The organism is Geomonas agri, assembly GCF_020179605.1.
Taxonomy (GTDB): domain Bacteria; phylum Desulfobacterota; class Desulfuromonadia; order Geobacterales; family Geobacteraceae; genus Geomonas; species Geomonas agri.
Window position 1 is genome coordinate 1,377,281 of record NZ_JAINZO010000002.1, and the last position, 22,865, is coordinate 1,400,145.

The window sequence follows — 22,865 nt, forward strand, 5'->3', positions numbered from 1 at the left end:
TCAAAAGCAGGCACTACGCGTCCGGCGTGACACCCTGCAACCATTAAATATAGATAATTTTAAACGCCGTTTCTAAAGATGCAGTAAACAGTTGCCGATATTGACACCAATGACAGAGGACTCCGGGGTCCATCAGGGAGGCGTGATGTTCAAGAACAAGCTGATGCACAAGATCCTCGCGATCATCGGTGTGAACCTTTTGGTGGGCATCGCCATCGTGGGGTGCCTGGCGATCTGGCTCCAGTACAGTTCCACCATGAAGCTGCAGGAGCAGAGCAGCCGTACCATGTCGGCGGTCATCATAGACGAGATCAAGTCGTTCATGATGAAGGACGATTCCAAGTCGGTGCTCAATCTCGCCAAGACCGCGAAAGAACAAAAGTTCGGCTTCGACCTGCAGATCTACGGCAAGGACGCCAAGGATCCGGTCACCGGAGCGGTAAACAAGGACGTGACGGAAAGTTTTGCCACCGGCAAGCGCATAGAGAAGCGGGAGGTGGTCGACGGCGTCCATACCCTGCGCGCCGTGGTCCCCATGAAGAACGAGCAGCGCTGCCAGCAGTGCCACGATGCCGGCGACAAGTACCTGGGCGCCGTCCTGCTCACCTCGTCCCTGGAAGACGGCTACCAGAGCGCAGTCAGGATGATCGCGATACTGGTTGGTGCAGGGTGCATCTTCTTTATCTGCATGATGGGAGGGATGTACTTCTTCTTCAGGAAGTCGGTGATGCAGGAGATCCTCTTCTTCTCCGAGAAGCTCAAGGACATCGCGGAAGGGGAGGGGGACCTTACCAAGGAGATTCCGGTGCGCTCCGGCGACGAGATCGGCGACCTGGCGCGCCACATCAACCACCTGGTCCAGAAGCTGCGCGAGACCATAACGGTGCTCTACGATCTCGCCGAGAGTATCTCCATCTCGCTGTGCCATGTCTCCAGCCGCGCCGCCAAGACCGTGACCTCTGCTGCCGACCAGAAGCAGCGATCCGAGGCGGTAGCCGTGGCTGCGGAAGAGATGGCGGCGACCCTGAACGTCGTGGCCGGTAATACCCACCAAGCAGCAGGATTCTCCTCGGAGGTCGACGAGGCTGCTAACCGCGGCATGAGTGTCGTGGACAGCGCCTGCAACTCCATCACCATGATCAGGGAGAACGTGGCCCAGACCCTGGGGACCGTGCAACGGCTGGAGACGTCGTCGGCGCAGATCGGTGACATCATCGTCCTTATCGAGGACATCGCGGACCAGACCAAGCTCCTCGCCCTCAACGCCGCAATCGAGGCCGCGCGTGCCGGCGAGCACGGACGGGGGTTCGCCGTGGTCGCCGACGAGGTGAAGATGCTTTCCGAAAAGACCGCAACCTCGACCAAAGAAATCGCCAAGATCATCACCAACATCCAGATCGAGAGCCGGGAGGCCGCCCGCTCCATCACCGAGGAACAGGGGCGCGTGGAAGACGGGGTCGAGAAGTCGGCGGCGGCCCGGGAATGCCTGGAGCGGATCCTGGGCCTGGCGGGCGAGACGGCGCAGCTCATCAACCAGATTGCCTCCGCCACCGAGGAGCAGAGCGCCACCACCGACGAGATCGCCGAAAAGATCCACAACGTCTCCAGTTCCGCCTCAGGGGTACATGAGGACATGCAGGAAAGCGACCGGGCTTTCACCGACCTGACCCGGGTAGCAGAGCAGATCTTCTCGACTGTAGGCAAATTCAGCGTCGGCAACCGGCACGACGAGATGAAGGCCCTTGCCACCGAGCTGAGGGACAAGTTGACCGCGACCCTGGAGCAGGGGGTGGCATCGGGCAAGATCACCATGGCCGACCTCTTCGACCGCAACTACCGCCCCATTTCCGATACCTCGCCGCAGAAGTACCACACCGCGTTCGACAGCTTCTTCGACCAGTACGTCTCGCCGGTGCAGGAGGAGGTGCTGGGGCGGAAGGGGACCATCTTCTTCGCAATCTGTGTCGACGACCACGGCTACGTCCCCTGCCATAACCTGCGCTACTCCAAGCCCCTGACCGGTGACCCGGAGACCGACAAGGTGAACAACAGGACCAAGCGGATCTTCAACGACAAGACCGGACTCAAGGCGGCCCAGAATATGGAGCCGTACCTGCTGCAAACCTACATGAGGGACACCGGTGAAATCATGAACGACATTTCCACCCCAATCATGATCAACAACCGGCACTGGGGCGCCGTCCGGCTGGGATACCTCGCCAAGTAGCTTCGCCCAACAAACACTGAAAGGGGCCGCTTTGAAGCGGCCCCGCCTCGTACCGGTCCGCTACCTTGCCCAACGGCCCCATCCCTTTTTGTTTTATTTTGGTGTAGGACGCTCTGCCGGCAGCCGTCGCTGCGTCAGCGCCCGCCAAGGCCGTAGATCGAATTCCCCGGCCGCCCCCACAGCCGCCTGCCTGTCCCGCGCCACCACGGCGCCGTCCCATAGACGGGCAGAATAGAAAAGAAAAATTCTATCAGTGCTCAACGCCGTCCCCTTTATGAAAATACCCAATTTAACAGAATAAACGTCTGTGGTTGTCGCCCGCCGGGGGCTGCGAAGACACGAAACAACTTTTTATTCTTGACGTGAACGGCAAGTTCAGATTAGATTGCATACTGTATACATTGCCGTGCTGCCCGCTCGACCCCCTACAATAGGGGCTGAAGCGCGGCGGCAGAGCCCATCGGTAGCCAAAGGGGGTTTTTAGTTGACTCCAAGGCCGCCCTTAAGTAGAATCCGGTTCTAATTTTTCCCAAAATCCCGGTAAATCCGCATTGGATAAGACGTTTGGCCGGTCCGGGGCCGCGGTAAAACTCATGTAATTTGTCAGCTTTACGCTGATTTGGTCGTAAACATCAAAACAAAACAGGAGGCAGATATGTCCGAGTACGGCACACTTCAAGACCGGGTACAATGCAAACAACTTTTGAACAAGGTCATGGCTCCCGAGCAGACCATCGAGTTCTTTAAGAACGGGATGAACCTTGGTTGGTCCGGTTTTACCCCGGCCGGTTATCCGAAAGTGGTGCCCATCGCCCTGGCTGACCACGTCGAGAAGAACAACCTGCAGGGCAAGCTCAAGTTCAACCTCTTCATCGGCGCTTCCGTCGGTGCCGAGACCGAAGACCGCTGGGCGACTCTGGACATGATCGACCGCCGCTGGCCGTACCAGACCGGCAAGAACATCGCAGCGGGCATCAACGCCGGCCGCATCCGCATGGGTGACAAGCACCTCTCCCTGTTCGCACAGGACCTGGGCTACGGCTTCTACACCAAGGACTCCGAGAGCGGCAAGCTCGACCTCGCCATCATCGAAGTTTCCGCCATCAAAGAAGACGGCTCCCTGGTGCCGACCTCTTCCTGCGGCGTCATCCCGGAAATCCTGATGATCTGCGACAAGATCATCCTCGAGGTGAACACCGGACAGCCTTCCTTCGAAGGTATCCATGACCTGCTGACCCCGCTCACCCCGCCGAACCGCCAGATCTTCGGCATCACCCACGCCGGCGAGAGGATCGGTTCCACCTCGATCCCCTGCGATCCGAGCAAGGTCGTGGCCGTGGTCGAGTCCAAGCTGCGCGACCAGGGTCGTGCCTTCGCCGAGCAGGATGACACCTCCGAGGCGATTGCGAACCACATCATCGACTTCTTCACCGCCGAGGTGAAAGCCGGCCGTCTGCCGAAGAACCTGCTCCCGATCCAGTCGGGCGTCGGCTCCATCGCCAACGCCGTTATCGGCGGCCTGGCCAAAGGCCCCTTCACCAACCTGACCGTCTACACCGAGGTACTCCAGGACACCATGCTCGACCTGTTCGACTCCGGCAAGCTCGACGCGGCGTCCTCCTGCTCCCTGTCCCTCTCCGCTAGCCCGGGCTTCCCGCGCTTCTTCGAGAACATGGACAAGTACTTCGACAAGATCACCCTGCGTCCGCTCTCCATCTCCAACGCACCGGAGCCGATCCGCCGTCTGGGTTGCATCGCTATGAACACCCCGGTCGAGATCGACATCTTCGCGCACGCCAACTCCACCCTGGTCGGCGGTACCCGCATGATCAACGGCCTCGGCGGTTCTGGCGACTTCCTCAGGAACGGCTTCCTGAAGATGATGCACACCCCGTCTTCCCGTCCGAGCAAGACCGACCCGACCGGTATCTCCTGCGTCGTGCCGCACTGCTCGCACATCGACCACACCGAGCACGACCTCGACTGCGTCATCACCGAGCAGGGTCTCGCCGACCTGCGTGGTCTGGCTCCGAAGGATCGCGCCAGGAAGATCATCGAGAAGTGCGCCCACCCGGATTACAAAGCACAGCTCACCGAGTACCTCAACATCGCAGAGAAAGACTGCCTGGCGAGGAAGGTCGGCCACGAGCCGCAGCTGTGGGATCGCGCATTCAAGATGCACCTCAACCTTGAGAAGAACGGCACCATGAAGCTCAAGAACTGGGATGTGAAGATCGACCTCTGCGAAGACTAATCGAGCGCAGCAAAGCAGTAAAAAGGCCCCGCCGGCAATGGCGGGGCCTTTTTTTGTTGGGCCGGCGTGGCCGGAAGAGTGGGAAGACGGCAGGCTGAGTGGGAGAACTGCTGGCTGAGTGGGAGAACTGCTGGCTGAGTTGGGATGGCTGGGAAGGGTGGCTGGGAAGGGTGGCTGGGAAGGGTGGCTGGGAAGGGTGGCTGGGAAGGGTGGCTGGGAAGGGTGGCTGGGATGCCGGGCGGCGGGCTAGCCGCGGGCCTTGGGGTGGGCTTTGTCGTAGACCTCCATCAGCTTGTCGATGCTGACGTGGGTGTACTTCTGGGTAGTGGAGAGCGAGGCGTGCCCCAGAAGCTCCTGGATTGCCCTCAAGTCGGCGCCCCCTTCCAACAGGTGGGTGGCAAAGGTGTGGCGCAACGTGTGCGGGGAAACCTTGCGCATGGCGGCGATGAGCAGCATGTGGTTGTCCACGATGCGCGTGACGCTGCGCCGGTTGATCCTTTTGCCTCGGCTGTTCAAGATGAGCGGCTCGGACGGCGCGGACTCGCCGCGCTCGGCGAGGTAGGCGGCGAGGGCCTGCCGGGCGAAGGAGCCCACCGGCACGATGCGCTCCTTGCCCCCCTTGCCCATGACCCGCGCCACCCCGTCGGTGAGATCGAGGTCCCCCACGTTCATCCCCGTCAACTCGCTCACCCTGATGCCGCAGGAATAGAGCGTTTCCAGTACCGCCCGGTCCCGAAGCGGCAGGCTCGACCCGGCCGGCGCCTGCACCAGCGCGCTCACTTGGTCGATGTTCAGGTGGAAGGGGAGGCGCTTCTCTTTCTTGGGCGTGCTGACCAACTCGGCGGGGTTTTTCTCCAGGCGTCCTTCCCGGAGCAGGAAGCGAAACAGTGCCCGGATCGCCGAGAGCTTGCGGCCGATGGAACTCTTGGCGTGTCCCTTGTGCAACTGCGCCAGGTGCTGCCTGATGGCCAGGTGATCGACGGCCTCAGGGCGTGGCTCACTGCGCCCTTCCAGGAAGGAGGCGAATTGCTCCAGGTCGCTTTTGTAGGCGGCGAGCGTGTGGGGGGAGACGTTGCGCTCGGTCTCCAGGTAAGCGCAGAATTGCTCGATGGCGCGTTTCATGGTATGTGAATCTACCTCAGGGCGATGCCCCTTTACAACAGCTTTTGAAGCGGAGGATGTGATGTACCAGGTAGCGCTGGAGCGGGTTTCGGATTACGGGCGCGAACAGATGAGGGAAGGGGTGGCCCGGCTCCTGGAACCGTTGGGCGGGATGGAGCGCTACGTCAAGCCGGGCGAACGGGTGCTGATCAAACCCAATCTCCTTTCGGCGAAGCCACCCGAGGCGGCGGTGACGACACATCCGGAGCTGCTGCGCGCGGTGATCCTGGAGGTGCGCCGAGTCGGTGGGGTGCCGCTGGTAGGGGACTCGCCGGGGGTGGGGAGCGGCCGTCGAGTCGCCGAGCGTTCGGGCATGATGGCTGTCGTCGAGGAGACCGGGGCCGAGTTCGTTCCCTTCACCGCATCGATTCCTGTCGCCGGTGCGGGCACCTTCAAAGAGTTCCAGCTGGCGCGCCCGTACCTCGAGGCGGACCGGCTGATCAATCTCCCCAAGTTGAAAACCCACGAAATGATGACCATGACTTGTTGTGTGAAGAACCTGTTCGGGGCCGTGGTGGGGACCGCCAAGGCGGCTTGGCATCTCAAGGCCGGGGCCGACAAGGAACTCTTTGCCAACATGCTCATCGAACTGTACCGGCTGCGCGAACCGGACCTTAACATCGTCGACGCCGTCGTGGCCATGGAAGGTGACGGTCCCGGTAGCGGCGACCCCTGCCAGGTCGGCGTGCTCTTGGCCGGAGACAACGCGGTCGCCGTGGACCAGGTCGCCGCAAGGGTGGCAGGCATCCCGCGGCAACTGCTCTACCTGGAAAACGCCGCCCGGCGCATGGGGCTCCCCGGCTCCAACCCCGAGGAGGTCGCGGTGCTGGGGCCGGACCCCGACCAGGTGCTGGAGCGCCCGCTGCGGCTCCCCCATCTTTCCGACGTCCAGTTCGGGCTCCCGGGCTTCTTGAAGAACCGGCTCCGAAACCAGTTCACCTCTCGCCCCGAGGTCGCGCTGGACAAATGCGAGCTCTGCAGCGTTTGCGTCAAGGCGTGTCCACCGGCTGCAATACGGGTTAAGGGGGGGAGGCTCCGCTTCGACTACCAGCGCTGCATCCGCTGCTTCTGCTGCCGTGAACTCTGTCCGCACGCGGCGCTGACTCTCAAGGACGGCTGGCTGCTTTGGCTGATGAAGAAAACCGGCCGCTCTTTGTAGCTGTGGGGTCGGTTGACAATGGCAGGGGGGGCAATTATATTTTCACCCATCCTCCGGGAACCACACAGCGAGGGATGCAAATCCAACCAGGGAAAAGGAGATCGCACCATGTGGACTAACTTCTTTATGATCCGTCCGGTAACCCACTGCAAGGAAGGTTGCCCTAGTTGGCCCGTCGCCTGACCGTGGCGGGCTCTCCATGAAAAAAGCCCCCCGTTGACCACGGGGGGCTTTTTCGTTTTAACCACGGAAATCTTGGTCAGCTAAAGTTCGCCCCCGCATCGCCCGATGCGCCCGGTAGGGACGTGGGGCAGCCCCGCAACAGCTCTCGCCCCTGCGTCTACATTTCTTCAAAACCCGTTTGAATTGACAACTGTGCTAAATTCCGCTATTCTGCGCACCTGTGCGTACGCGTGCCGTCACCCCAAAATAGGTATTGAATGCTTAAAGTTACCCTCGTCATACTTGCTCTTCTGACTCCCTGCTTCGCCCTTGCCGCGCCCGGAGACCCTACCCTGGATTTCGGACGCAAGGAGCATCAGACCCAGCAACTCGCCTCGGCTGACCTCGCCCTTTCCAAGGGCCTCGGCCTTACCTCCGCCGATTTTCCCGGCAACGAAGACCTTGCCGCTGCCGACCCCGATGACTTCGAACTGAAACTGCCGGAGATGGATCTGCCGGATTCCGACATCCCCCTTACCTTCAACTCCAAGGTCGAATACTTCACCCGCTACTTCCAGGGCTCCGGCCGCGGCTTTTTCGCCAAGTGGCTCTCCAGGAGCGAGCGCTACATCCCGATGATGAAGACGGTGCTCAAGAAGGAAGGACTCCCCGAGGACTTGGTCTACCTGGCCATGATCGAGAGCGGGTTCATCCCCCATGCCGTTTCCGTGGCGAGCGCCGTCGGCCCCTGGCAGTTCATGCCGGCGACCGGCAAGCGCTACGCACTCAGGATCAACCCCTGGATCGACGAGCGGCGCGATCCGCTCAAAGCCACCGTCGCTGCCGCGCTCTATCTTAAGGAACTCTACGCGCTGTTCAACAACGACTGGTACCTGGCCGCGGCGGGGTACAACGCCGGTGAGAACAAGATCCTGCGCGCCATCAACATGTACAACACCCGCGACTTCTGGGAGATCTCCAAGGGGAGCTACCTGGCCCGCGAGACCAAGGACTACGTCCCCAAGCTGCTTGCCGCCGCCATCATCGCCAAGGAACCCGCCAAGTTCGGCTTCGCCGACGTCGCCTACCTCCCGCCGATCGAGTTCGACCAGGTGCCGATCCCGTCCCGCACCGACCTGGACGTGATGGCCAAGGCCTGCGGCGTTCCCCTGCAGAACATCAAGGAGCTGAACCCGGAACTGCGCCGCGCCACCACGCCGCCGGACTACCCGGGATACCAACTCAAGGTCCCCAAGGGCGCCGGTGCCACCTGTCTCACCGAGTACGCCAAGATCCCCGAGTCGGAGCGCTACGTCGAACGGGTCAGGAACGTGCAGTACCGGGCCAAGAAGCGCGACACCCTGGCCTCCATCGCCCGGCGCTTCAACACCAGCCAGCAGACCATCGCCGAATTGAACAACCTGGGCAAGAAGAAGGTGAAGCTTGCCGGTCGTGTCCTGACCATCCCGGTACAGGTAGCTTCGGCGCGTGCCGAAACGCACCCGGTGGCAGCTGAAGCGAAGGTGGAAGCCAAGGCCGAGGCGAAGGTCGAGACCCCGACCCACGTGGCCAAGGCCGAGGCGGAGCCCAAGGAGTTACACAAGTACTACACCGTCAAAAAGGGCGATACCCTCGCCTCGCTCGCCAAGAGGTTCAACGTAACGGCGAGGCTTCTCTCCGCATGGAACAACCTGAAGACCCGGGTGGCCCTGAAGCCCGGCAAGCGCATCATCGTCGCAAAGTACCAGGAGAAGAAAGGCACCAAGGACGAAGGCTAGCCCCGTCAATCGCTCCGCCTCTTTACAGCATCAGCGTATCGACACAAATCACGTGACCCGCACCACGAAAGGATAAATCAACCGATGTACAACCTTCTCATTTCCGCAGGCGCAGCAATCGCAGTTTTCCTCGTCGTCATTCTCGCCGCCGGTACCTCGTACTGGTGGGCGGCGCTCCTGGGCGCCATGATCGTCTTCATGGCGAGCTTTTTGATCATCTCCCGCATCATCACCAAGAAGCTCGAAGCCATCATGGAACCGGCCATGAAGGATATCCAGGCCCAGCGCTTCGAGAAGGGGATCCGCGACCTGAAGGCGGCGCTGCCTTACGGCAAGTGGCAGATCTACGTGGAGAGCCAGATCAACTCCGCCATCGGCATGGTCTACTTCGTGCGGCGCGAGTTCGCCACCGCGTTCCCGTACCTGGAGAAGGGCTTCTTCAAGAACTGGGTCACCATGGGGATGCTCGGTGTCACCTACATGAAGAAGAACAAGCACGACAAGATGAAGGAAACCTTCGACAAGGCGCTCATGGCGAGCCCGAAAGAGTCGCTCCTATACGCCCTCTACGGCTACTGCCTCAACGAGATCGGCGAGAACGTCAAGGCCTGCGAGATCGTGGCCAAGGGCGTAGCGAAGCTCCCCGGGGATGAGAACCTGAAGCAGAACCTCGAGCTTTTGCGCGAAGGGAAGAAGATGAAGATGAAGGGGTACGGAGAGATGTGGCTGCAGTTCCACCTGGAAAGCATGGCGACCATCCAGAAGCAGCAGATGGCGGCCATGGGCGGAAAGCGCCGAATTATCAGAAAATAGCTTGTAAAGATATCTCAAAAATGCCATATTGGGCTGTTTTTTAAGACGGGCTTCTCTGCTCGTCTTTTTATTTGAGCCGAGCCAAGAAAAGGAGCAGTAAAGCATGCAGGAGAAGATCAGAAACATCGCCATTATCGCCCACGTCGACCACGGTAAAACCACCCTGGTCGATGCCATGTTGAAGCAGTCTGGTGTTTTCAGGGAAAACGAGGCGATCACCGAGCGCGTGATGGATTCCAACGACCTGGAGAAGGAGCGCGGCATCACCATCCTCGCCAAGAACCTCTCCATCCACCACGGCGACTACAAGATCAACATCGTTGACACCCCGGGACACGCCGACTTCGGCGGCGAAGTTGAGCGCGTGCTCAAGATGGTCGATTCCGTGCTGCTGCTCGTCGACGCACTCGACGGCCCCATGCCGCAGACCCGCTTCGTGCTCAAGAAGTCGCTCGACCTGGGCCTGAAGCCCATCGTGGTCATCAACAAGGTGGACCGCCCCGGCGCCCGCCCCTCCGAAGTCGTCGACATGGTCTTCGACCTGTTCTGCGAACTGCAGGCCTCCGACGCCCAGCTCGACTTCGCCATCTGCTACACCAGCGCCAAGATGGGCTACGCGATGCGCGAGATGGACCACCCCAGCGAGAACATGGAGCCCCTGTTCGAACTGATCAAGGACAACGTGCATCCCCCCGAGGGGAACCCGGACGCGCCGTTCCAGCTCCTGGTCACCAACATCGACTACAACGACTACATCGGCCGCATCGCCACCGGCAAGATCTTCAACGGCAAGGTGAGCGCCGGGGAGACCGTGGCCCTCATTAAGCGCGACGGCACCATCTCCAAGGGGCGCGTCACCAAGCTCCTTGGTTACGAGGGGCTGAAGCAGGTCGAGATCCCGGAAGCCTTCACCGGCGACATCGTCACCATCGCGGGCTTCACCGAGGTGGGCATCGGCGAAACCCTGGCCGCGGCCGACAACCCGATGCCGCTGCCTTACGTCGCCATCGACGAGCCGACCCTGTCCATGAACTTCATCGTCAACTCCTCCCCCTTCGCCGGGCGCGAGGGTAAGCTGGTCACCTCGAGGAACATCCGCGAGCGCCTGGACCGCGAACTGCGCACCAACGTGTCGCTCAGGGTCGCCAACACCGCCAACGCCGACACCTTCCAGGTTTCCGGCCGCGGCGAACTGCACCTTTCCATCCTGATCGAGAACATGCGCCGCGAAGGTTTCGAGATGGCCGTCTCGAAGCCGGAGGTCATCATGCGCATGGTCGAGGGCGTGCGCCACGAGCCGATGGAGTACCTGGTGGTGGACGTCCCCGCCGAGTACCAGGGGGCCATCATCGAGCGCATGGGACCCCGTAAAGGGGAGATGGTCGCCATGAATCCGATGGGCGAGACCGTGCGCCTTGAGTTCATCGTCCCGGCCCGTGGCCTGATCGGTATCAGGGGCGAGTTCCTGACCGAGACCCGCGGCACCGCGGTGATCACCCACACCTTCCACGACTACGCTCCGTACAAGGGCGAGATCCCGGGGAGAAAGAACGGCGTCCTGATCGCCATGGAGCAGGGTGAGACCACCGCCTATTCTCTGGACGCGCTGCAGCCGCGCGGCATCCTCTTCCTCGGCGCCGGCGTCGAGGTGTACGGCGGCATGATCATCGGCCAGCACGCCAAGGACAACGACCTCGAGGTCAACCCCTGCAAGGGGAAGAAGCTCACCAACGTGCGCGCCTCGGGCAGCGACGACGCCATCAAGCTCACCCCGCCGCGCGTTCTTACCCTGGAGCAGGCGCTCGAGTTCATCGACGAGGACGAACTGGTCGAGGTGACGCCGGTTTCCATCCGTCTGCGCAAGAAGGAGCTCGACCCCACCAAGCGCAAGCGCGCCGGCCGGGCCTGATACCATCAGCCCCCGCAGCCGTGACATCGTCGGCTGCGGGGGCTTTTTATGAACTCACCGCATCTCAAGGAGGCATCCATGCACTCTCGAACCCTGCGTTTCCTGGGCCTTTGCTCCCTGCTAACCCTCCTGGGCGCCTGCGCTTCGGCCCCTGCCCCGGTGAAGAGCGCCGAGACATACTTCAAGGAAGGTGAGGCCGCCTACGCTTCCAAGCACTACGAGGATGCCATCGCCCAGTTCAAGAAGGTGAAAGAAAGCTACAGCAACCTGGAGTTGAGCGCGCAGGCCGAGTTGAAGATAGCTGATGCCCACTTCGACAACGGCGCCTTCATCGAGGCGGCCGCCGCCTACGAGGATTTCCGCAAGCTCCACCCCACCAACGAAAAGGCGCCCTACGCGCTGTACCGCCTGGGGCTGGCCAATTACAACCAGATCACCGGCATCGATACCGACCAGACCGCAGTGAAGAACGCGGTGCACTACCTGGAGATGTTCTTGGCCCAGTACCCCGGCTCGGAGTACGCGGCCGACGCCAAGGCCAAGCTGGCCGACTGCCGCGACAAGCAGCTCGCCTATGAGAATTACGTCGGCCACTTCTACCTGCGCACCAAGAAATACCCCTCGGCGATCAAGCGCCTGAACGAGGCGCTGCAGCGCTTCCCCGGACAGCCTAGGCTGGCCGACACCCTGTTCTACCTCGAGCAGGCCTATCGTAAGTCGGGCGATACCGCCCATGCTGAGGAAGTGCAGAAGAGGCTCGATGCAGAATATCCGGTGCAGGTGCGTCGTGCGCGGGGGGAGGAATCGAGGCCATCCGTGGGTAAGGACGAGCTTCCCATGATCATCTTTAAGGACGCCGATAAATAAAAAAGGCGCGCGCCCCGATGTCGGGACGCGCGCCTTTACTGCTGTCCGCCGGCTCTAGGCCACCAACTGGTGCTGTCTGCTGCCGGCGTTGCTGTTTTTGCGCCCTTTCTTTTGGCGGTACATGCGCTGGTCCGCCAGGCGCCAAGAGGCCATCAGCTCCTCACCGTCGTGGGCGGTGGCGGCCCCAATGGAGAGGCTCAAGTGGAGTGCGGGGTGCTCGTGATTGCTCTGTGCCAGCTGGGCCTGGAGCCGCTCCATCGCCTCGTGCAGGGTGGACTCGTCGGTGTTGGGCAGGAGGGCGGCAAACTCGTCACCGCCCACGCGCGCAACCACGTCCTCGCGCCGGAAGGCGTTTTTGAGCACTTCGGCCGCATGCCTGAGCAAGTCGTCGCCGGCTGCGTGCCCTTGCTGGTCGTTGACCTCCTTCAGCCGGTCCACGTCGACCATGACGATGCTGACCGGGAACTTGCGCCCCTTGCTGAGCCGCTCGAGCTCCTCGTCGAAGTAGGCCCGGTTGTAGATGCCGGTCAGGATGTCGTGGCTACTCAGGTAGCGCAGCTTCAACTCGGCCTGCTTGCGTTCTGAGATGTCCAGCAGCGCCCCCACCACCCCTCCGGAACTGCTCCCGGAGTTCTTGAAGGTGGCGCTGTAAAAGATCATGTCCCTGCGCTCGCCGTCGGCGCAGGTGATGGTCCCCTCGAAGCTGCGCGGGCCGACCCCGTTCTCCGCCGTCTCCTCGCCGCGGTTGTAGAGGGCGGCCAGGTCCGGGGGGAGGATCTCGTAGATGCTCTTGTTGACATGGTCGCCGGGCTTGACGCCGATCTGCTCCTCGAAGGCCTTGTTGCAACCCAGGTAGAGGCCGTTGGGGTCGTTGTAGAAGATCGGGGTGGGCAGAGTATCGATGAGCACCTGGATGAATTCCAGCTTCTCCTTGAGCTCCTGTTCGTGGCGGCGGCTTTGCTGGCGCAGGGCGGCCTCGGCAATGGAACGCTGCACCGCCGGCACAAGCCTGGTCAGGTTCCCCTTGAGGACGAAATCGTCGGCCCCGGCACGAATGGCGGCCGCGGCGGCCTCCTCGCCGACCTTTCCCGATATCATCAGGAAGGGGATGTCACAGCCGTGTTCCTTGAGTATCTGCAGAGCTTTCAGTCCGCTGAAGCCGGGCATCACGTAGTCGCAGATGATGACGTCCCACGGGGACACAGCAAGTGCCTCGGTCAGGCCCTGAGCGCTATCCACCCGCTGGAAATGGACGTCGAATCCCCCCTGCTCAAGCTGGATCACGATCAGCTGGGCATCGTCAGGGGCATCCTCGACGATCAGGACTCTTAACAGTCTCTTCATGTGCTATTTTCTCCGATAAAACAGGGGGTTGTGGCACCGGACACCGGAACATTGTAATCCACGCCGACGCGAAGGCAAGCCGCGTGCCGGGGCGGGAAAAGGCCGCCGCGGCGGCAGCCCGGCCGCAAACGCAGGCCAGCGTCGCGTTCATGAAAACATGTATCGGCAGGTGGCTCCGGCAACTGAAGAAATTAATTTTTTATCATTATCTTCTAATCAGTGCAATGGGTGATCAATATTAATTTGTGCTTTGCCGTTGCGGTGCCGCAGCCGCAGCGTGTATAGTCCTCATGAAGGTGAGTGGCAAAGGCACGGCCCCCGCGAAGGGGGCGGCGCGGCACCTCTCATGACAGGGTGCGCCGTCGGCTTTTTTAAGGAGAGAGGATGAAGCAGTTTTTTTTCGCGACCACCGCCAAAGGGGTGGAAGAGGCGCTGGCGGCCGAGTTGGTGCGGTTGGGCATTCCGGAGGTAAGCGCCGAGAGCGGCGGCGCCCGCTTTGGCGGGGGGATGGAGGCTGCCTATCGGGCCAACCTCTGGCTGCGCACGGCAAGCCGCGTGCTGATGACACTGGCCGAGTTCCCCTGTGAGAGCCCGGAACAGCTGTACAACGGTGTGCGGGGCATCTCCTGGGAGCGCTTCCTGACCCCGGCGCTCACCCTCGCGGTTGACTGCAACCTGAGGGACTCCGCGCTGACCCATTCCGGCTTCGTGGCGCTGAAGACCAAGGACGCCATCGTCGATGCGCTGCGCGACCACTACGGCAGCCGCCCCAGCGTGGACACCAAGGACCCGGACCTGCGCGTCAACGTGCGCCTGTTCAAGAACCGCTGCACCCTGAGCCTCGACCTCTCCGGGGAACCGCTGGACCGGCGCGGCTATCGCCTGGACCGGCACGAGGCGCCGCTCAAGGAGAACCTGGCCGCGGCGCTGGTGGAATTCTCCGGTTGGGACGGCAGCACCCCGCTGGTCGACCCCATGTGCGGCACCGGGACCATTGCCATCGAGGCGGCGCTCAAGGCCCTGCGCATCCCGCCGGGGTTGAATCGCGGTTTCGGGTTCCAGCGCTGGCAGGGGTTCGACCGGGCGCTCTGGGACCGCATCACCGCCGAGGCGCGTGCGGGCATGCTGGACCGGCTCCCCGCGCCGGTGCAAGGGACCGATCTGTCACACTCCGCGGTGGGCATGGCGGCTCAAAACGCGAAGCGCGCCGGTGTTCTGGAGCACCTGGTGCTGGGCCGGCTCCCCATGGCCGAGCTGACACCTCCTCCCGGGCCGGGGGTGCTGATCCTCAACCCTCCCTACGGCAAGAGGCTCGGCGAGCAGGAGGCGCTGCGCCCGCTCTACAAGGAGATCGGCGACACCCTGAAACAGCGCTGCAAGGGGTACACCGCCTACCTCTTCACCGGCAACCTGGAGCTGGCCAAGTCGGTTGGCCTGAAGGCCACCCGCAGGATAGTGCTCTACAACGGCCCCATCGAGTGCCGCCTGCTCAAGTACGAGATGTATTAGGAACCGCAGCTTCTGTCATTAAAATAGAAGCTTGACACGCTAATCCTTTTACTATATGTTTTAATTTCGCTTTTCGGGCCTATAGCTCAGTTGGTTAGAGCTACCGGCTCATAACCGGTCGGTCCCAGGTTCGAGTCCTGGTGGGCCCACCACCTTACAAATTAGGATGATGTGGGGATGCCCTTAAAGCACCTGGTCAGACGAAAAAATACACTTTTTGTGGGGAGAGAGAGTGCACACCAAGCGGTTGCACTCTTTTTCTTTTGAGCGTGATGATAACTCCGAGACTTTCAGATCTAGTTGGAATAACTGGGAAAATTGCCCCAATTCACTTCGCTGAATCCTGGGACAACGTGGGGCTGCAGCTTGGCGACCCAGTCGTCCCGGTTTCCCGGATCATGGTAGCGCTCGATCCCGGCCGCCCCGCCGTCGAGGCCGCCATCGAGGCCCGCTGCCAGCTGCTGGTCACGCATCACCCGTTCATCTTCTCCCCGCTCAAAAAGATCACCGCCGCCGACGAAACCGGCCGTCTTGCCATCCTCGCCCTCAAGCACGACCTCGCTATCATCTCCCTGCACACCAACCTCGATATCGCCCAAGGGGGCGTCAACGACCTTCTGGCTGGCCGCCTGGGGCTCCAAGGCGCGCAGCCTTTGAAGATCACCGGTGGCGAGGAGTACGTCAAGATGGTGCTGTTCGCGCCGCGCGGATTCGAGGAGAAGCTTCTCTCCGCGCTCTCCCCCTTCATGCCCCTGATCGGCAACTACCGCGACTGTTCCTACCAGATTGAAGGGACCGGGCGCTTTACCCCGCTGGCCGGCGCCAAGCCGTTCGTGGGCGAGGTGGGGGCGGGGCACGTGGAGCCGGAGAGCAGGCTCGAGTTCCTGGTCCTGAAAGAGCGCATCGGCGCCGCCGTGACCGCCTTGAAAGGGGCGCACCCCTACGAAGAGCCCGCCTACGACCTGTACCCGGTACTGAACCAGGGCCCGCCGCGCGGGCTGGGACGCATCGGTACGCTGGCCGCCCCGGTGGCGGCGGCAGACTTCGCAACGGAGGTCCGGGAGCGTCTGGGTGCGGCAGGTGTGCGGCTGGTGGGCGATCCGGAGCGCCAGGTGAAGAAAGTGGCGGTCTGCGGTGGATCCGGCGTATCGCTGTTGCACGATGCCGCGCGCAAGGGCGCCGATATCCTGGTTACCGGGGACGTGAAATACCACGAGGCGCGCGAGGCCGAGGCCCTCGGGGTGGCACTGCTCGACGCCGGGCATTTCGCCACCGAGCGGCTCATGGTAGAGGGGCTCGGCGCGCAGTTGAAACAAGTCCTCGCGGCACGCCGCTTCGAGGCGGAAGTAGTTGAATACCAAGGGGAGCAGGAGCCTTTCAGCTTCTGGTAAGACCTCTGCTCTTTAGAACATAAAAAGGTAGTTGGGGAGGCGGATTTTGCGTAACAAACTGAAGGCGTTATACGAATTGCAGGAGATCGATCTCAGGATCGACGGGCTGGACGGCGAGAAGGCGCAGCTGGTGAGCGAGTCCCAGGCGCTGGATGCGAAGCTTGCGGAAGCGCGTGAGAAGATCGCGGCGCGACGCGAGGAGGTGAGCGCACTCGAGGAGGAGAAGGGAGCCCTTGAGGCCAATCTCGCTTCCGAGAACGACAACATCAACCGTTCCGAGTCGCATCTCAAGGAGATCAAGACCCAGAAGGAGTACCAAGCCGTCTCCAAGGAGATTTCCGGCGCGAAGAAGCTGATCGCCGAACTGGAGGAGCAGATCCTGCAGAAGATCAACGCCATCGAGGAGATCAACGCCGACATCGCCCAGCGCGAAGCTGACCTCGTCGAGCTGGAAGGCAACGTTGCCGCGCAGCAGGCCGAGGTGCAGCAGAAGGTGGAGGCGCTGGAAGGGGGGATCGCCAAAGATGCCGCCACTCGTGAGGAGACGGTGAAGATCATCCCGGCCTCCGTGATGAAGCGTTACAGCCGGCTGCGCGACCAGCGCAGGGGGGTTGCCGTGGTAGAGGCCAAGGAAGGGAACTGCATGGGGTGCAACATGCACCTGCCGCCGCAGCTCTACAACACCTTGTTCCGCGCCGACGACGTGCTCACCTGCCCGCACTGCCAGCGTATCCTGATCATGAAGCAGGAAGTCGAGTAGCGATAGGTTAAGGTTGAGGTTTTTCTCAACCTTAATCTGGTGTTTAAGGTTTGGCCGGAGCAGACCAGATGGTCGCCGTTCACCTCGTCTTTGACGAAGGTGGAGGGAGGAAAGTCCGGGCTCCACAGGGCATGGTGCTGGATAACGTCCAGCGGGGGCAACCCTAGGGATAGTGCCACAGAGAGAAGTCCGCCTTTCGGACCCGTAGCTAAAGGGGCTTGCCCCCCGAAGCCTCGGCGAAGGGGGGTAAGGGTGAAAGGGTGAGGTAAGAGCTCACCGGGTTCGGCGGTGACGTCGGATGCCAGGTAAACCCCACCAGGAGCAAGACCAAATAGGGAAGCGCCAAGGACGGCCCGTCCGTGCTTCCGGGTTGGTTGCTTGAGGGTGTCGGCAACGGCACTCCTAGATGAATGACTATCACCCGCCTCCGGGTAACCGGTTGCGGGGACAGAACCCGGCTTACGGTCTGCTTCGGCCAATTAACACCACAAAAGTTAGAGAACGTATTTGAACGCAGCGCCGCCAAGCCGCAAAGGAAAGCGGGAACTTTGACGGCTACAAGTCTAGCTGTTCCTCGTTTTTGCATAGTCTCTGCGTCTTTGCGTCTTTGCGTTACAAAACGGTTTTTAGACCCGCCTTCCGGTCGCTCCGGACGGCGTTTTTTTATTGCACGAGGTTGGTGTGGCTGGTTGGGATCATGTATGGCAGGAGGCGGTGAGCAGGGTGACGGCTGCGTTTCAGCAGCTCCCCGTTCCCGTCCGGCGGGACTTGGAGGCGCTGGCCACCGCAATGGTGGCGCACAAGCAGGCGATGCAGCGGCTAGTCTCGCAGGCGGACGCCGCCAGCCATTGCGCCGCCTGCGGCGGCGCCTGCTGCGCCAAAGGTAAGTACCACTTCAGCGCAGTCGATCTCCTGGTCTACCTCGCCACTGCCAAGCCGCTCTTTGCGCCGCGCTTCGACAACGGACTCTGCCCATTCCTGGGGGAGCCGGAGTGCCTGATCCCGGCCGGCTACCGTCCCTTCAACTGCATCACCTTCAACTGCGACCTCATCGAAGATCAGCTGCCGCGGGACGAAGTCGCCCGCTTTTACCAAATGGAGCAGGAGCTTTCCGCCCGCTACACCGAAATTCGCGCCCTGTTTCCGGCGGGGAGCATGGCCGGGTCCCTGCTTTGACCCCACAGGAGAAGTGACCATGACGACAACCATCAACGACATCGTGCTGACGCACATCGACAACAAGCCCAGCTTCTACGCAAGGATTGAGGACATCGCCCCGGACATGAAGCCCGGCTGGTGGCAGGTGAAACTCCTGGTGCTCACCGTGCCGCTCCAGGTTTACCACTGGATCCTAGACGAGAGCCAGGTGAACGGCGCCCCCTTCACCATGTCGGGGACACCGGTCATGCTCGAGAAGGTGGTGTCGCCGGAGCCGCCCCAGAAGCCGGTGGCACCGGTGGATAACGAGGGGGCCCAGAAGAAGGGGAACGTGGTTTCCCTCTTTGACAGGAAAAAGAATTAATAATGTTGCATCGTTCCGGGCGGGGTCTCCAAGACCCCGCCCGCCGCGTTTTCACCTCCTCGCTTCGCTGAACATTTTAATTTACCCCAGTTCACTCCTGGCTTTTACCACTTCTTGCCACCGGCTCGCGTCCCCCCGCTTAACCCACTGGAAAACCTCCCAAAAATTCCCTATTTGCCGCTAATTTTGCCTTGACATCAAAGGTGGCCTCCCGTATAGTTCGTGCACGAAAGTGGTATGTAGTGGTATAAAGTGGCAACGAGTGCCGAGGGAATCATGTTCAGAGGGAAGTTCGACACGACCATCGACGCCAAGGGGCGCACCAGCATTCCCGCGAAATTCCGCGAGGTTCTGGTCGACAGCTTCGGCGACGAGCGCTTCTTCCTCACCAAGAGCATTCCGATGCGATTGGGGGGGGAGCAGATGAGCTATGGTCTCGTCATCTATCCCCACAGCGAATTCCTCGCCCTCGAGGAGCGGCTCAAGGACGGGGGCGACTACGGCTTCTCCGTCGACCAGCTCGCCGCGCTGCGCCGCATCGTGCTGGTCCCCGCCGTCGAGTGCACCGCGGACAAGCTGGGCCGCATCCTGGTACCCCCCGACCTCAGAAAGACCGCGCAGCTGGAGCGCGAGCTCCACTTCGTGGGCATGCAGAAAAAGATCGATATCTACAGCCAGGCGGTCTGGGCCAAGGTTTGTGCCCAGGACGAACAGAATTTCCCGCTCGACGCACCGGGCCTCACGGCGCTGGGCCTGTAGATGGCGGACTTCCATCACATATCGGTACTCCCGAACGAGGTCCTCGAACTCGTCGCCCCCAAGGCTGGCGGCATCTACGTGGACGGCACCCTGGGGGGCGCCGGCCACGCCGGCCTGGTCCTCACCGCGAGCGCGCCGGACGGCATCCTGATCGGCTTCGATCGCGATGCGGAGGCGATCGCAGTGGCCCGTGAACGGCTCGCCCCTTTCGGCGACCGGGTCAGGATCTTCCAGAGAAACTTCTCCTCGATAGCGGCCACCTTGGTCGAGATCGGGGTCGACGCCATCGACGGTTTCGTACTCGACCTTGGGGTTTCTAGCCACCAGCTGGACAAGGACGAACGGGGCTTCAGCTTCCAGGCCGACGCACCGCTGGACATGCGCATGGATCGCAGCTCCGGCGCGAGCGCCGCGGACTTGGTCAACACCCTCTCCGAGGCGGAACTGTTCCGCATCATCGCCGAGTACGGGGAGGAGCGCTGGGCCAAGCGGATCGCCTCCTTCATCGTCAAGGCGAGGGTAGAGGCCCCCATCGAAACCACCATGCAGCTGGTGGACATCATCAAAGGGGCGATTCCCAAGGCCAAGTGGGAGGAGCGGCTGCACCCGGCAACCCGGACCTTCCAGGGACTCAGGATCGCCGTCAACGAGGAGTTGAAGAGCCTGGAGGACGGGCTCGCCGACCTGTTGAAGCTCTTGAAGCCTGGTGGGCGCGGCGCGGTGATCTCCTTCCACTCGCTGGAGGACCGCATCGTCAAGGAAGCCTTTCGCGACGCCGCCGCCGGCTGCACCTGTCCCAAGGAACTCCCGATCTGCGTCTGTAACCGTGTGCCGCAGTACAAGGTACTGACCAAGAAGGCGGTGAAGGCGGGGGATGAAGAGCTGAATGTGAATCCGCGCTCCCGCAGCGCACGCCTTAGAGGCATTGAGAAGATTTAACAAGAGGTAGCACTATGGCACAGAGCAAAGTTGCCTACGGCAAGGTCGCCGCACCGGTACGCACCGGCGCTGTGGTAAGGGAAAACTGGATCAGCTTCAGGTATCTGACCGGTGTCATGGTCCTGCTGACGCTGGTCTCCATCTTCCACGTCTGGTCCCGGGTCGAGGTGATCAACCTGAACCTGAAGATCGGCGAGGCCAACAAGCAGTTCCGGGACCAGCAGCAGGAGAACAAACGCCTCAAGGTCGAGGTGGCGTCCCTGAAGGCGCCGGCCCGCATCGAGGCACTGGCCAAGGGTGAGCTTGGTATGGCGCTCCCCACCGACCAGCAGGTGGTCCTCGTCAAGTGATAGACAAGTGGGAGAAATGGGCCAGGGTCCGCATGCGCTTCGTGGCTCTGCTCTTCGTGGGATTCTTCATAGCGGCAACCGGGCGTGCCTTCTACCTGCAGGTCGTGGACAACGACAAGCTGGTGAAGATCGCCGAGAAGCAGCACCAGAAGAGTATCCTGCTCACGCCAAGCCGTGGCGGTATCTACGACCGCAACAACGCCCCCTTCGCGGTCTCCATCGAGATGGACTCCTGCTACGCGGAGACCAGGAACATGGAGAGCATTCCTGAGGCGGCGACGCAGTTGGCGCCGGCCCTGGGGTGTTCCCGGGAGGAGCTCGAGGCCAAGCTGAAAGCGGCGAAGAACTTCGTCTGGCTGGCACGGAGAATGCCCCCCGAGCAGGCCACCAAGGTGAAGGCGCTGGAACTGGAGGGTGTCGGCTTCGTCAAGGAAAGCCGCCGCTTCTACCCCAACTCACAGGTCGCCGCCCATGTAATAGGCTTCACCGGCCTGGACCCCAGTGGACTGGAAGGGGTCGAGAAGAAGTACGACAACATCATCCTCGGCAACACGGGCTACTTGGTAACCGAACGTGACGCCCTGGGGCGCGACATCGCCCTGAAGAAAGGAAGCGAGGGTAAGGCAGGTTCCAAGGGTAGCAACGTCGTCCTCACCCTGGACAAGAACATCCAGTACATAGCCGAGAAAGAGCTCACCAAGACCATCGAGAAAAACGGCGCCAAGGCCGGCATCGCGATCGTCATGGAGCCCGACACCGGGCGGGTGCTGGCCATGGCCAACTACCCCTCCTTCAACCCTAACAACGCGAAGGAACTTACCCCCGGGGCGATCAGGAACCGGGCCATAGCCGACAGCTTCGAACCCGGCTCCACCTTCAAGATCTTCCTGGTGGCGGCGGCCCTGGAAGCGGGGGTGATTCGCCCGGGTGACAGCTTCAACTGCGAGAACGGTTCCTGCAACATGTACGGCAGGACCATCCACGACACCCACAAGTACGGCGCGCTGACCGTGCCGCAGGTCCTCAAGTACTCGAGTAACATCGGCGCCGCCAAGATCGGCCAGAGGCTCGGCTCGCAGCGCCTGTTCACCGCGCTCACCGGATTCGGGTTCGGCGAAAGGAGCAGCATCGACCTCCCCGGCGAAGTGTCCGGGATGCTCCGCCCGCAAGAAAAGTGGTACGGCATCGACCTCGCCACCATCTCCTTCGGCCAGGGAGTAACCGCCACCGCCCTGCAACTCACCGCTGCTGTCTGTGCGGTTGCCAACGGCGGCAACCTGATGAAGCCCTACTTGGTGGACCGGATCGTGGATGACGAAGGGGTCGTGCTGCAGCAGTTCGGACCGCAAATGAAGAGAAGGGTCATCTCGCCCGAAACCGCCAAGACCGTCGCCCACATGCTCGAAGGGGTCGTGGCCGAGGGGGGGACCGGCACCGGTGCCGCGGTTGACGGTTACCGGGTGGCGGGCAAGACCGGCACCGCCCAGAAGGTCGAGGGGCGCAGCTACTCGGCCAGCAAGCGCATCGGCTCCTTCATCGGGTTCGTGCCGGTAGAGAAACCGAGGCTGGCCATCATGGTGATGGTGGACGAGCCGACCGCCAACGTCTACGGCGGTGTGGTCGCGGCTCCGGCCTTCAGCGCCATCGCACAGCAGACCCTGTGCTACCTGAACGTCCCGCCGGACAAGAGCATCAAAAAGAAGCCGTCCCCGGCACCCGAGAAGGTCACCCCGCAGACGGAGCAGGCGGTGGTCGAGGGGGTGACGGTCGAAGGGGCGGATGCGGGGGCCATGCCCAACTTCCGCGGCATGAGCATGAGGCAGGTGCTGAGGGTCATGGAACAGCGCGGCCTCAACGTTAAATTGCAGGGCAGCGGTCGGGCGGTGGAGCAGAACCCGCCACCGGGAGCCCGCATCACCACGCAGGACCAGGTCTGGGTACGCTTCGTGCCGTCGGCCTGA

19 protein-coding genes, 1 tRNA gene and 1 other RNA gene are annotated in these 22,865 nt (G+C 61.9%); 19 read left to right on the plus strand and 2 right to left on the minus strand.

The features are described 5' to 3' along the window. Positions 1 to 145: 145 nt before the first annotated feature. The 3 genes from K7R21_RS17380 (at position 146) to K7R21_RS20770 (ending at position 4,731) form a co-directional block, all read left to right on the plus strand. Entirely contained in the window at positions 146 to 2,227 is a 2,082-nt protein-coding gene (locus K7R21_RS17380; RefSeq protein WP_224984534.1) for a methyl-accepting chemotaxis protein, read from the plus strand. A gap of 655 nt (positions 2,228 to 2,882) precedes the next feature. After that, positions 2,883 to 4,481 (plus strand): acetyl-CoA hydrolase/transferase C-terminal domain-containing protein, encoded by a 1,599-nt coding sequence (locus K7R21_RS17385; protein ID WP_224984535.1) that lies wholly within the window; start codon positions 2,883 to 2,885, stop codon positions 4,479 to 4,481. Between the two features lie 118 nt (positions 4,482 to 4,599). Then, positions 4,600 to 4,731 (plus strand): hypothetical protein, encoded by a 132-nt coding sequence (locus tag K7R21_RS20770; RefSeq protein ID WP_263630725.1) that lies wholly within the window; start codon positions 4,600 to 4,602, stop codon positions 4,729 to 4,731. Here K7R21_RS20770 and xerC read toward each other — a convergent pair. Then, a complete protein-coding gene (gene xerC, locus K7R21_RS17390; protein ID WP_224984536.1) occupies positions 4,728 to 5,603 on the minus strand; it encodes a tyrosine recombinase XerC in 876 nt (291 codons plus the stop codon). The genes K7R21_RS20770 and xerC overlap by 4 nt on opposite strands. A gap of 61 nt (positions 5,604 to 5,664) precedes the next feature. Here xerC and K7R21_RS17395 point away from each other — a divergent pair, with 61 nt between their 5' ends. The 5 genes from K7R21_RS17395 to K7R21_RS17415 all read left to right on the plus strand — a co-directional run bounded on the left by K7R21_RS17395 (position 5,665) and on the right by K7R21_RS17415 (position 12,330). Then, positions 5,665 to 6,801: a DUF362 domain-containing protein gene (locus tag K7R21_RS17395; RefSeq protein WP_224984537.1), complete on the plus strand. Its 1,137-nt coding sequence runs from the start codon at positions 5,665 to 5,667 to the stop codon at positions 6,799 to 6,801. A gap of 440 nt (positions 6,802 to 7,241) precedes the next feature. Continuing rightward, positions 7,242 to 8,741: a lytic transglycosylase domain-containing protein gene (locus K7R21_RS17400; protein WP_224984538.1), complete on the plus strand. Its 1,500-nt coding sequence runs from the start codon at positions 7,242 to 7,244 to the stop codon at positions 8,739 to 8,741. Positions 8,742 to 8,825: 84 nt separating this feature from the next. After that, the gene (locus tag K7R21_RS17405; protein WP_224984539.1) at positions 8,826 to 9,554 is read left to right on the plus strand and encodes a tetratricopeptide repeat protein; all 729 of its coding nucleotides are present in this window, start codon (positions 8,826 to 8,828) and stop codon (positions 9,552 to 9,554) included. Positions 9,555 to 9,657: 103 nt separating this feature from the next. Next, positions 9,658 to 11,463 carry a translational GTPase TypA gene (gene typA / locus K7R21_RS17410; RefSeq protein ID WP_224984540.1) on the plus strand — a complete coding sequence of 602 codons (1,806 nt, stop codon included), beginning with the start codon at positions 9,658 to 9,660 and terminating at the stop codon, positions 11,461 to 11,463. Between the two features lie 78 nt (positions 11,464 to 11,541). Beyond that, positions 11,542 to 12,330 (plus strand): outer membrane protein assembly factor BamD, encoded by a 789-nt coding sequence (locus K7R21_RS17415; protein WP_224984541.1) that lies wholly within the window; start codon positions 11,542 to 11,544, stop codon positions 12,328 to 12,330. A 54-nt stretch (positions 12,331 to 12,384) separates the two neighbouring features. Here the strand turns inward: K7R21_RS17415 and K7R21_RS17420 are convergent, their stop codons facing one another. Beyond that, entirely contained in the window at positions 12,385 to 13,674 is a 1,290-nt protein-coding gene (locus K7R21_RS17420) for a sensor domain-containing diguanylate cyclase (RefSeq protein WP_224984542.1), read from the minus strand. 384 nt (positions 13,675 to 14,058) lie between these two features. Between K7R21_RS17420 and K7R21_RS17425 the strand changes: the two genes are divergently transcribed. The 11 genes from K7R21_RS17425 to K7R21_RS17475 all read left to right on the plus strand — a co-directional run bounded on the left by K7R21_RS17425 (position 14,059) and on the right by K7R21_RS17475 (position 22,865). Then, positions 14,059 to 15,183, plus strand: a complete 1,125-nt coding sequence (locus K7R21_RS17425) for a THUMP domain-containing class I SAM-dependent RNA methyltransferase (RefSeq protein WP_224984543.1) — start codon at positions 14,059 to 14,061, stop codon at positions 15,181 to 15,183. Positions 15,184 to 15,258: 75 nt separating this feature from the next. Continuing rightward, a tRNA-Ile gene (locus tag K7R21_RS17430) sits at positions 15,259 to 15,335 on the plus strand. A gap of 120 nt (positions 15,336 to 15,455) precedes the next feature. Continuing rightward, positions 15,456 to 16,574: a Nif3-like dinuclear metal center hexameric protein gene (locus K7R21_RS17435; protein ID WP_224984544.1), complete on the plus strand. Its 1,119-nt coding sequence runs from the start codon at positions 15,456 to 15,458 to the stop codon at positions 16,572 to 16,574. A 46-nt stretch (positions 16,575 to 16,620) separates the two neighbouring features. Continuing rightward, positions 16,621 to 17,334 (plus strand): zinc ribbon domain-containing protein, encoded by a 714-nt coding sequence (locus tag K7R21_RS17440; RefSeq protein WP_224984545.1) that lies wholly within the window; start codon positions 16,621 to 16,623, stop codon positions 17,332 to 17,334. Between the two features lie 56 nt (positions 17,335 to 17,390). Then, positions 17,391 to 17,811, plus strand: an RNA gene (gene rnpB, locus K7R21_RS17445) — RNase P RNA component class A. A gap of 204 nt (positions 17,812 to 18,015) precedes the next feature. Further along, on the plus strand, positions 18,016 to 18,510 hold the full coding sequence (locus tag K7R21_RS17450) for a hypothetical protein (RefSeq protein ID WP_224984546.1): 495 nt from the start codon (positions 18,016 to 18,018) through the stop codon (positions 18,508 to 18,510). A gap of 19 nt (positions 18,511 to 18,529) precedes the next feature. Beyond that, on the plus strand, positions 18,530 to 18,856 hold the full coding sequence (locus K7R21_RS17455) for a hypothetical protein (protein WP_224984547.1): 327 nt from the start codon (positions 18,530 to 18,532) through the stop codon (positions 18,854 to 18,856). Positions 18,857 to 19,132: 276 nt separating this feature from the next. Then, entirely contained in the window at positions 19,133 to 19,615 is a 483-nt protein-coding gene (gene mraZ / locus K7R21_RS17460; protein WP_224984548.1) for a division/cell wall cluster transcriptional repressor MraZ, read from the plus strand. Continuing rightward, positions 19,616 to 20,554, plus strand: a complete 939-nt coding sequence (rsmH, locus tag K7R21_RS17465) for a 16S rRNA (cytosine(1402)-N(4))-methyltransferase RsmH (RefSeq protein WP_224984549.1) — start codon at positions 19,616 to 19,618, stop codon at positions 20,552 to 20,554. 14 nt (positions 20,555 to 20,568) lie between these two features. Next, positions 20,569 to 20,904, plus strand: coding sequence for a cell division protein FtsL (gene ftsL, locus K7R21_RS17470; protein WP_224984550.1), 336 nt, complete (start codon positions 20,569 to 20,571; stop codon positions 20,902 to 20,904). After that, entirely contained in the window at positions 20,901 to 22,865 is a 1,965-nt protein-coding gene (locus K7R21_RS17475) for a penicillin-binding protein (protein ID WP_224984551.1), read from the plus strand. Before ftsL ends, K7R21_RS17475 begins: the two co-directional genes overlap by 4 nt.

Bases quoted from the DNA above. Each gene is read 5' to 3' on its own strand.
- K7R21_RS17380 (WP_224984534.1), top strand. From the start codon at position 146: ATGTTCAAGAACAAGCTGATGCACAAGATCCTCGCGATCATCGGTGTG.
- K7R21_RS17385 (WP_224984535.1), top strand. From the start codon at position 2,883: ATGTCCGAGTACGGCACACTTCAAGACCGGGTACAATGCAAACAACTT.
- xerC (WP_224984536.1), bottom strand. From the start codon at position 5,603: ATGAAACGCGCCATCGAGCAATTCTGCGCTTACCTGGAGACCGAGCGC.
- K7R21_RS17395 (WP_224984537.1), top strand. From the start codon at position 5,665: ATGTACCAGGTAGCGCTGGAGCGGGTTTCGGATTACGGGCGCGAACAG.
- K7R21_RS17400 (WP_224984538.1), top strand. From the start codon at position 7,242: ATGCTTAAAGTTACCCTCGTCATACTTGCTCTTCTGACTCCCTGCTTC.
- K7R21_RS17405 (WP_224984539.1), top strand. From the start codon at position 8,826: ATGTACAACCTTCTCATTTCCGCAGGCGCAGCAATCGCAGTTTTCCTC.
- typA (WP_224984540.1), top strand. From the start codon at position 9,658: ATGCAGGAGAAGATCAGAAACATCGCCATTATCGCCCACGTCGACCAC.
- K7R21_RS17415 (WP_224984541.1), top strand. From the start codon at position 11,542: ATGCACTCTCGAACCCTGCGTTTCCTGGGCCTTTGCTCCCTGCTAACC.
- K7R21_RS17420 (WP_224984542.1), bottom strand. From the start codon at position 13,674: ATGAAGAGACTGTTAAGAGTCCTGATCGTCGAGGATGCCCCTGACGAT.
- K7R21_RS17425 (WP_224984543.1), top strand. From the start codon at position 14,059: ATGAAGCAGTTTTTTTTCGCGACCACCGCCAAAGGGGTGGAAGAGGCG.
- K7R21_RS17435 (WP_224984544.1), top strand. From the start codon at position 15,456: ATGATAACTCCGAGACTTTCAGATCTAGTTGGAATAACTGGGAAAATT.
- K7R21_RS17455 (WP_224984547.1), top strand. From the start codon at position 18,530: ATGACGACAACCATCAACGACATCGTGCTGACGCACATCGACAACAAG.
- mraZ (WP_224984548.1), top strand. From the start codon at position 19,133: ATGTTCAGAGGGAAGTTCGACACGACCATCGACGCCAAGGGGCGCACC.
- rsmH (WP_224984549.1), top strand. From the start codon at position 19,616: ATGGCGGACTTCCATCACATATCGGTACTCCCGAACGAGGTCCTCGAA.
- ftsL (WP_224984550.1), top strand. From the start codon at position 20,569: ATGGCACAGAGCAAAGTTGCCTACGGCAAGGTCGCCGCACCGGTACGC.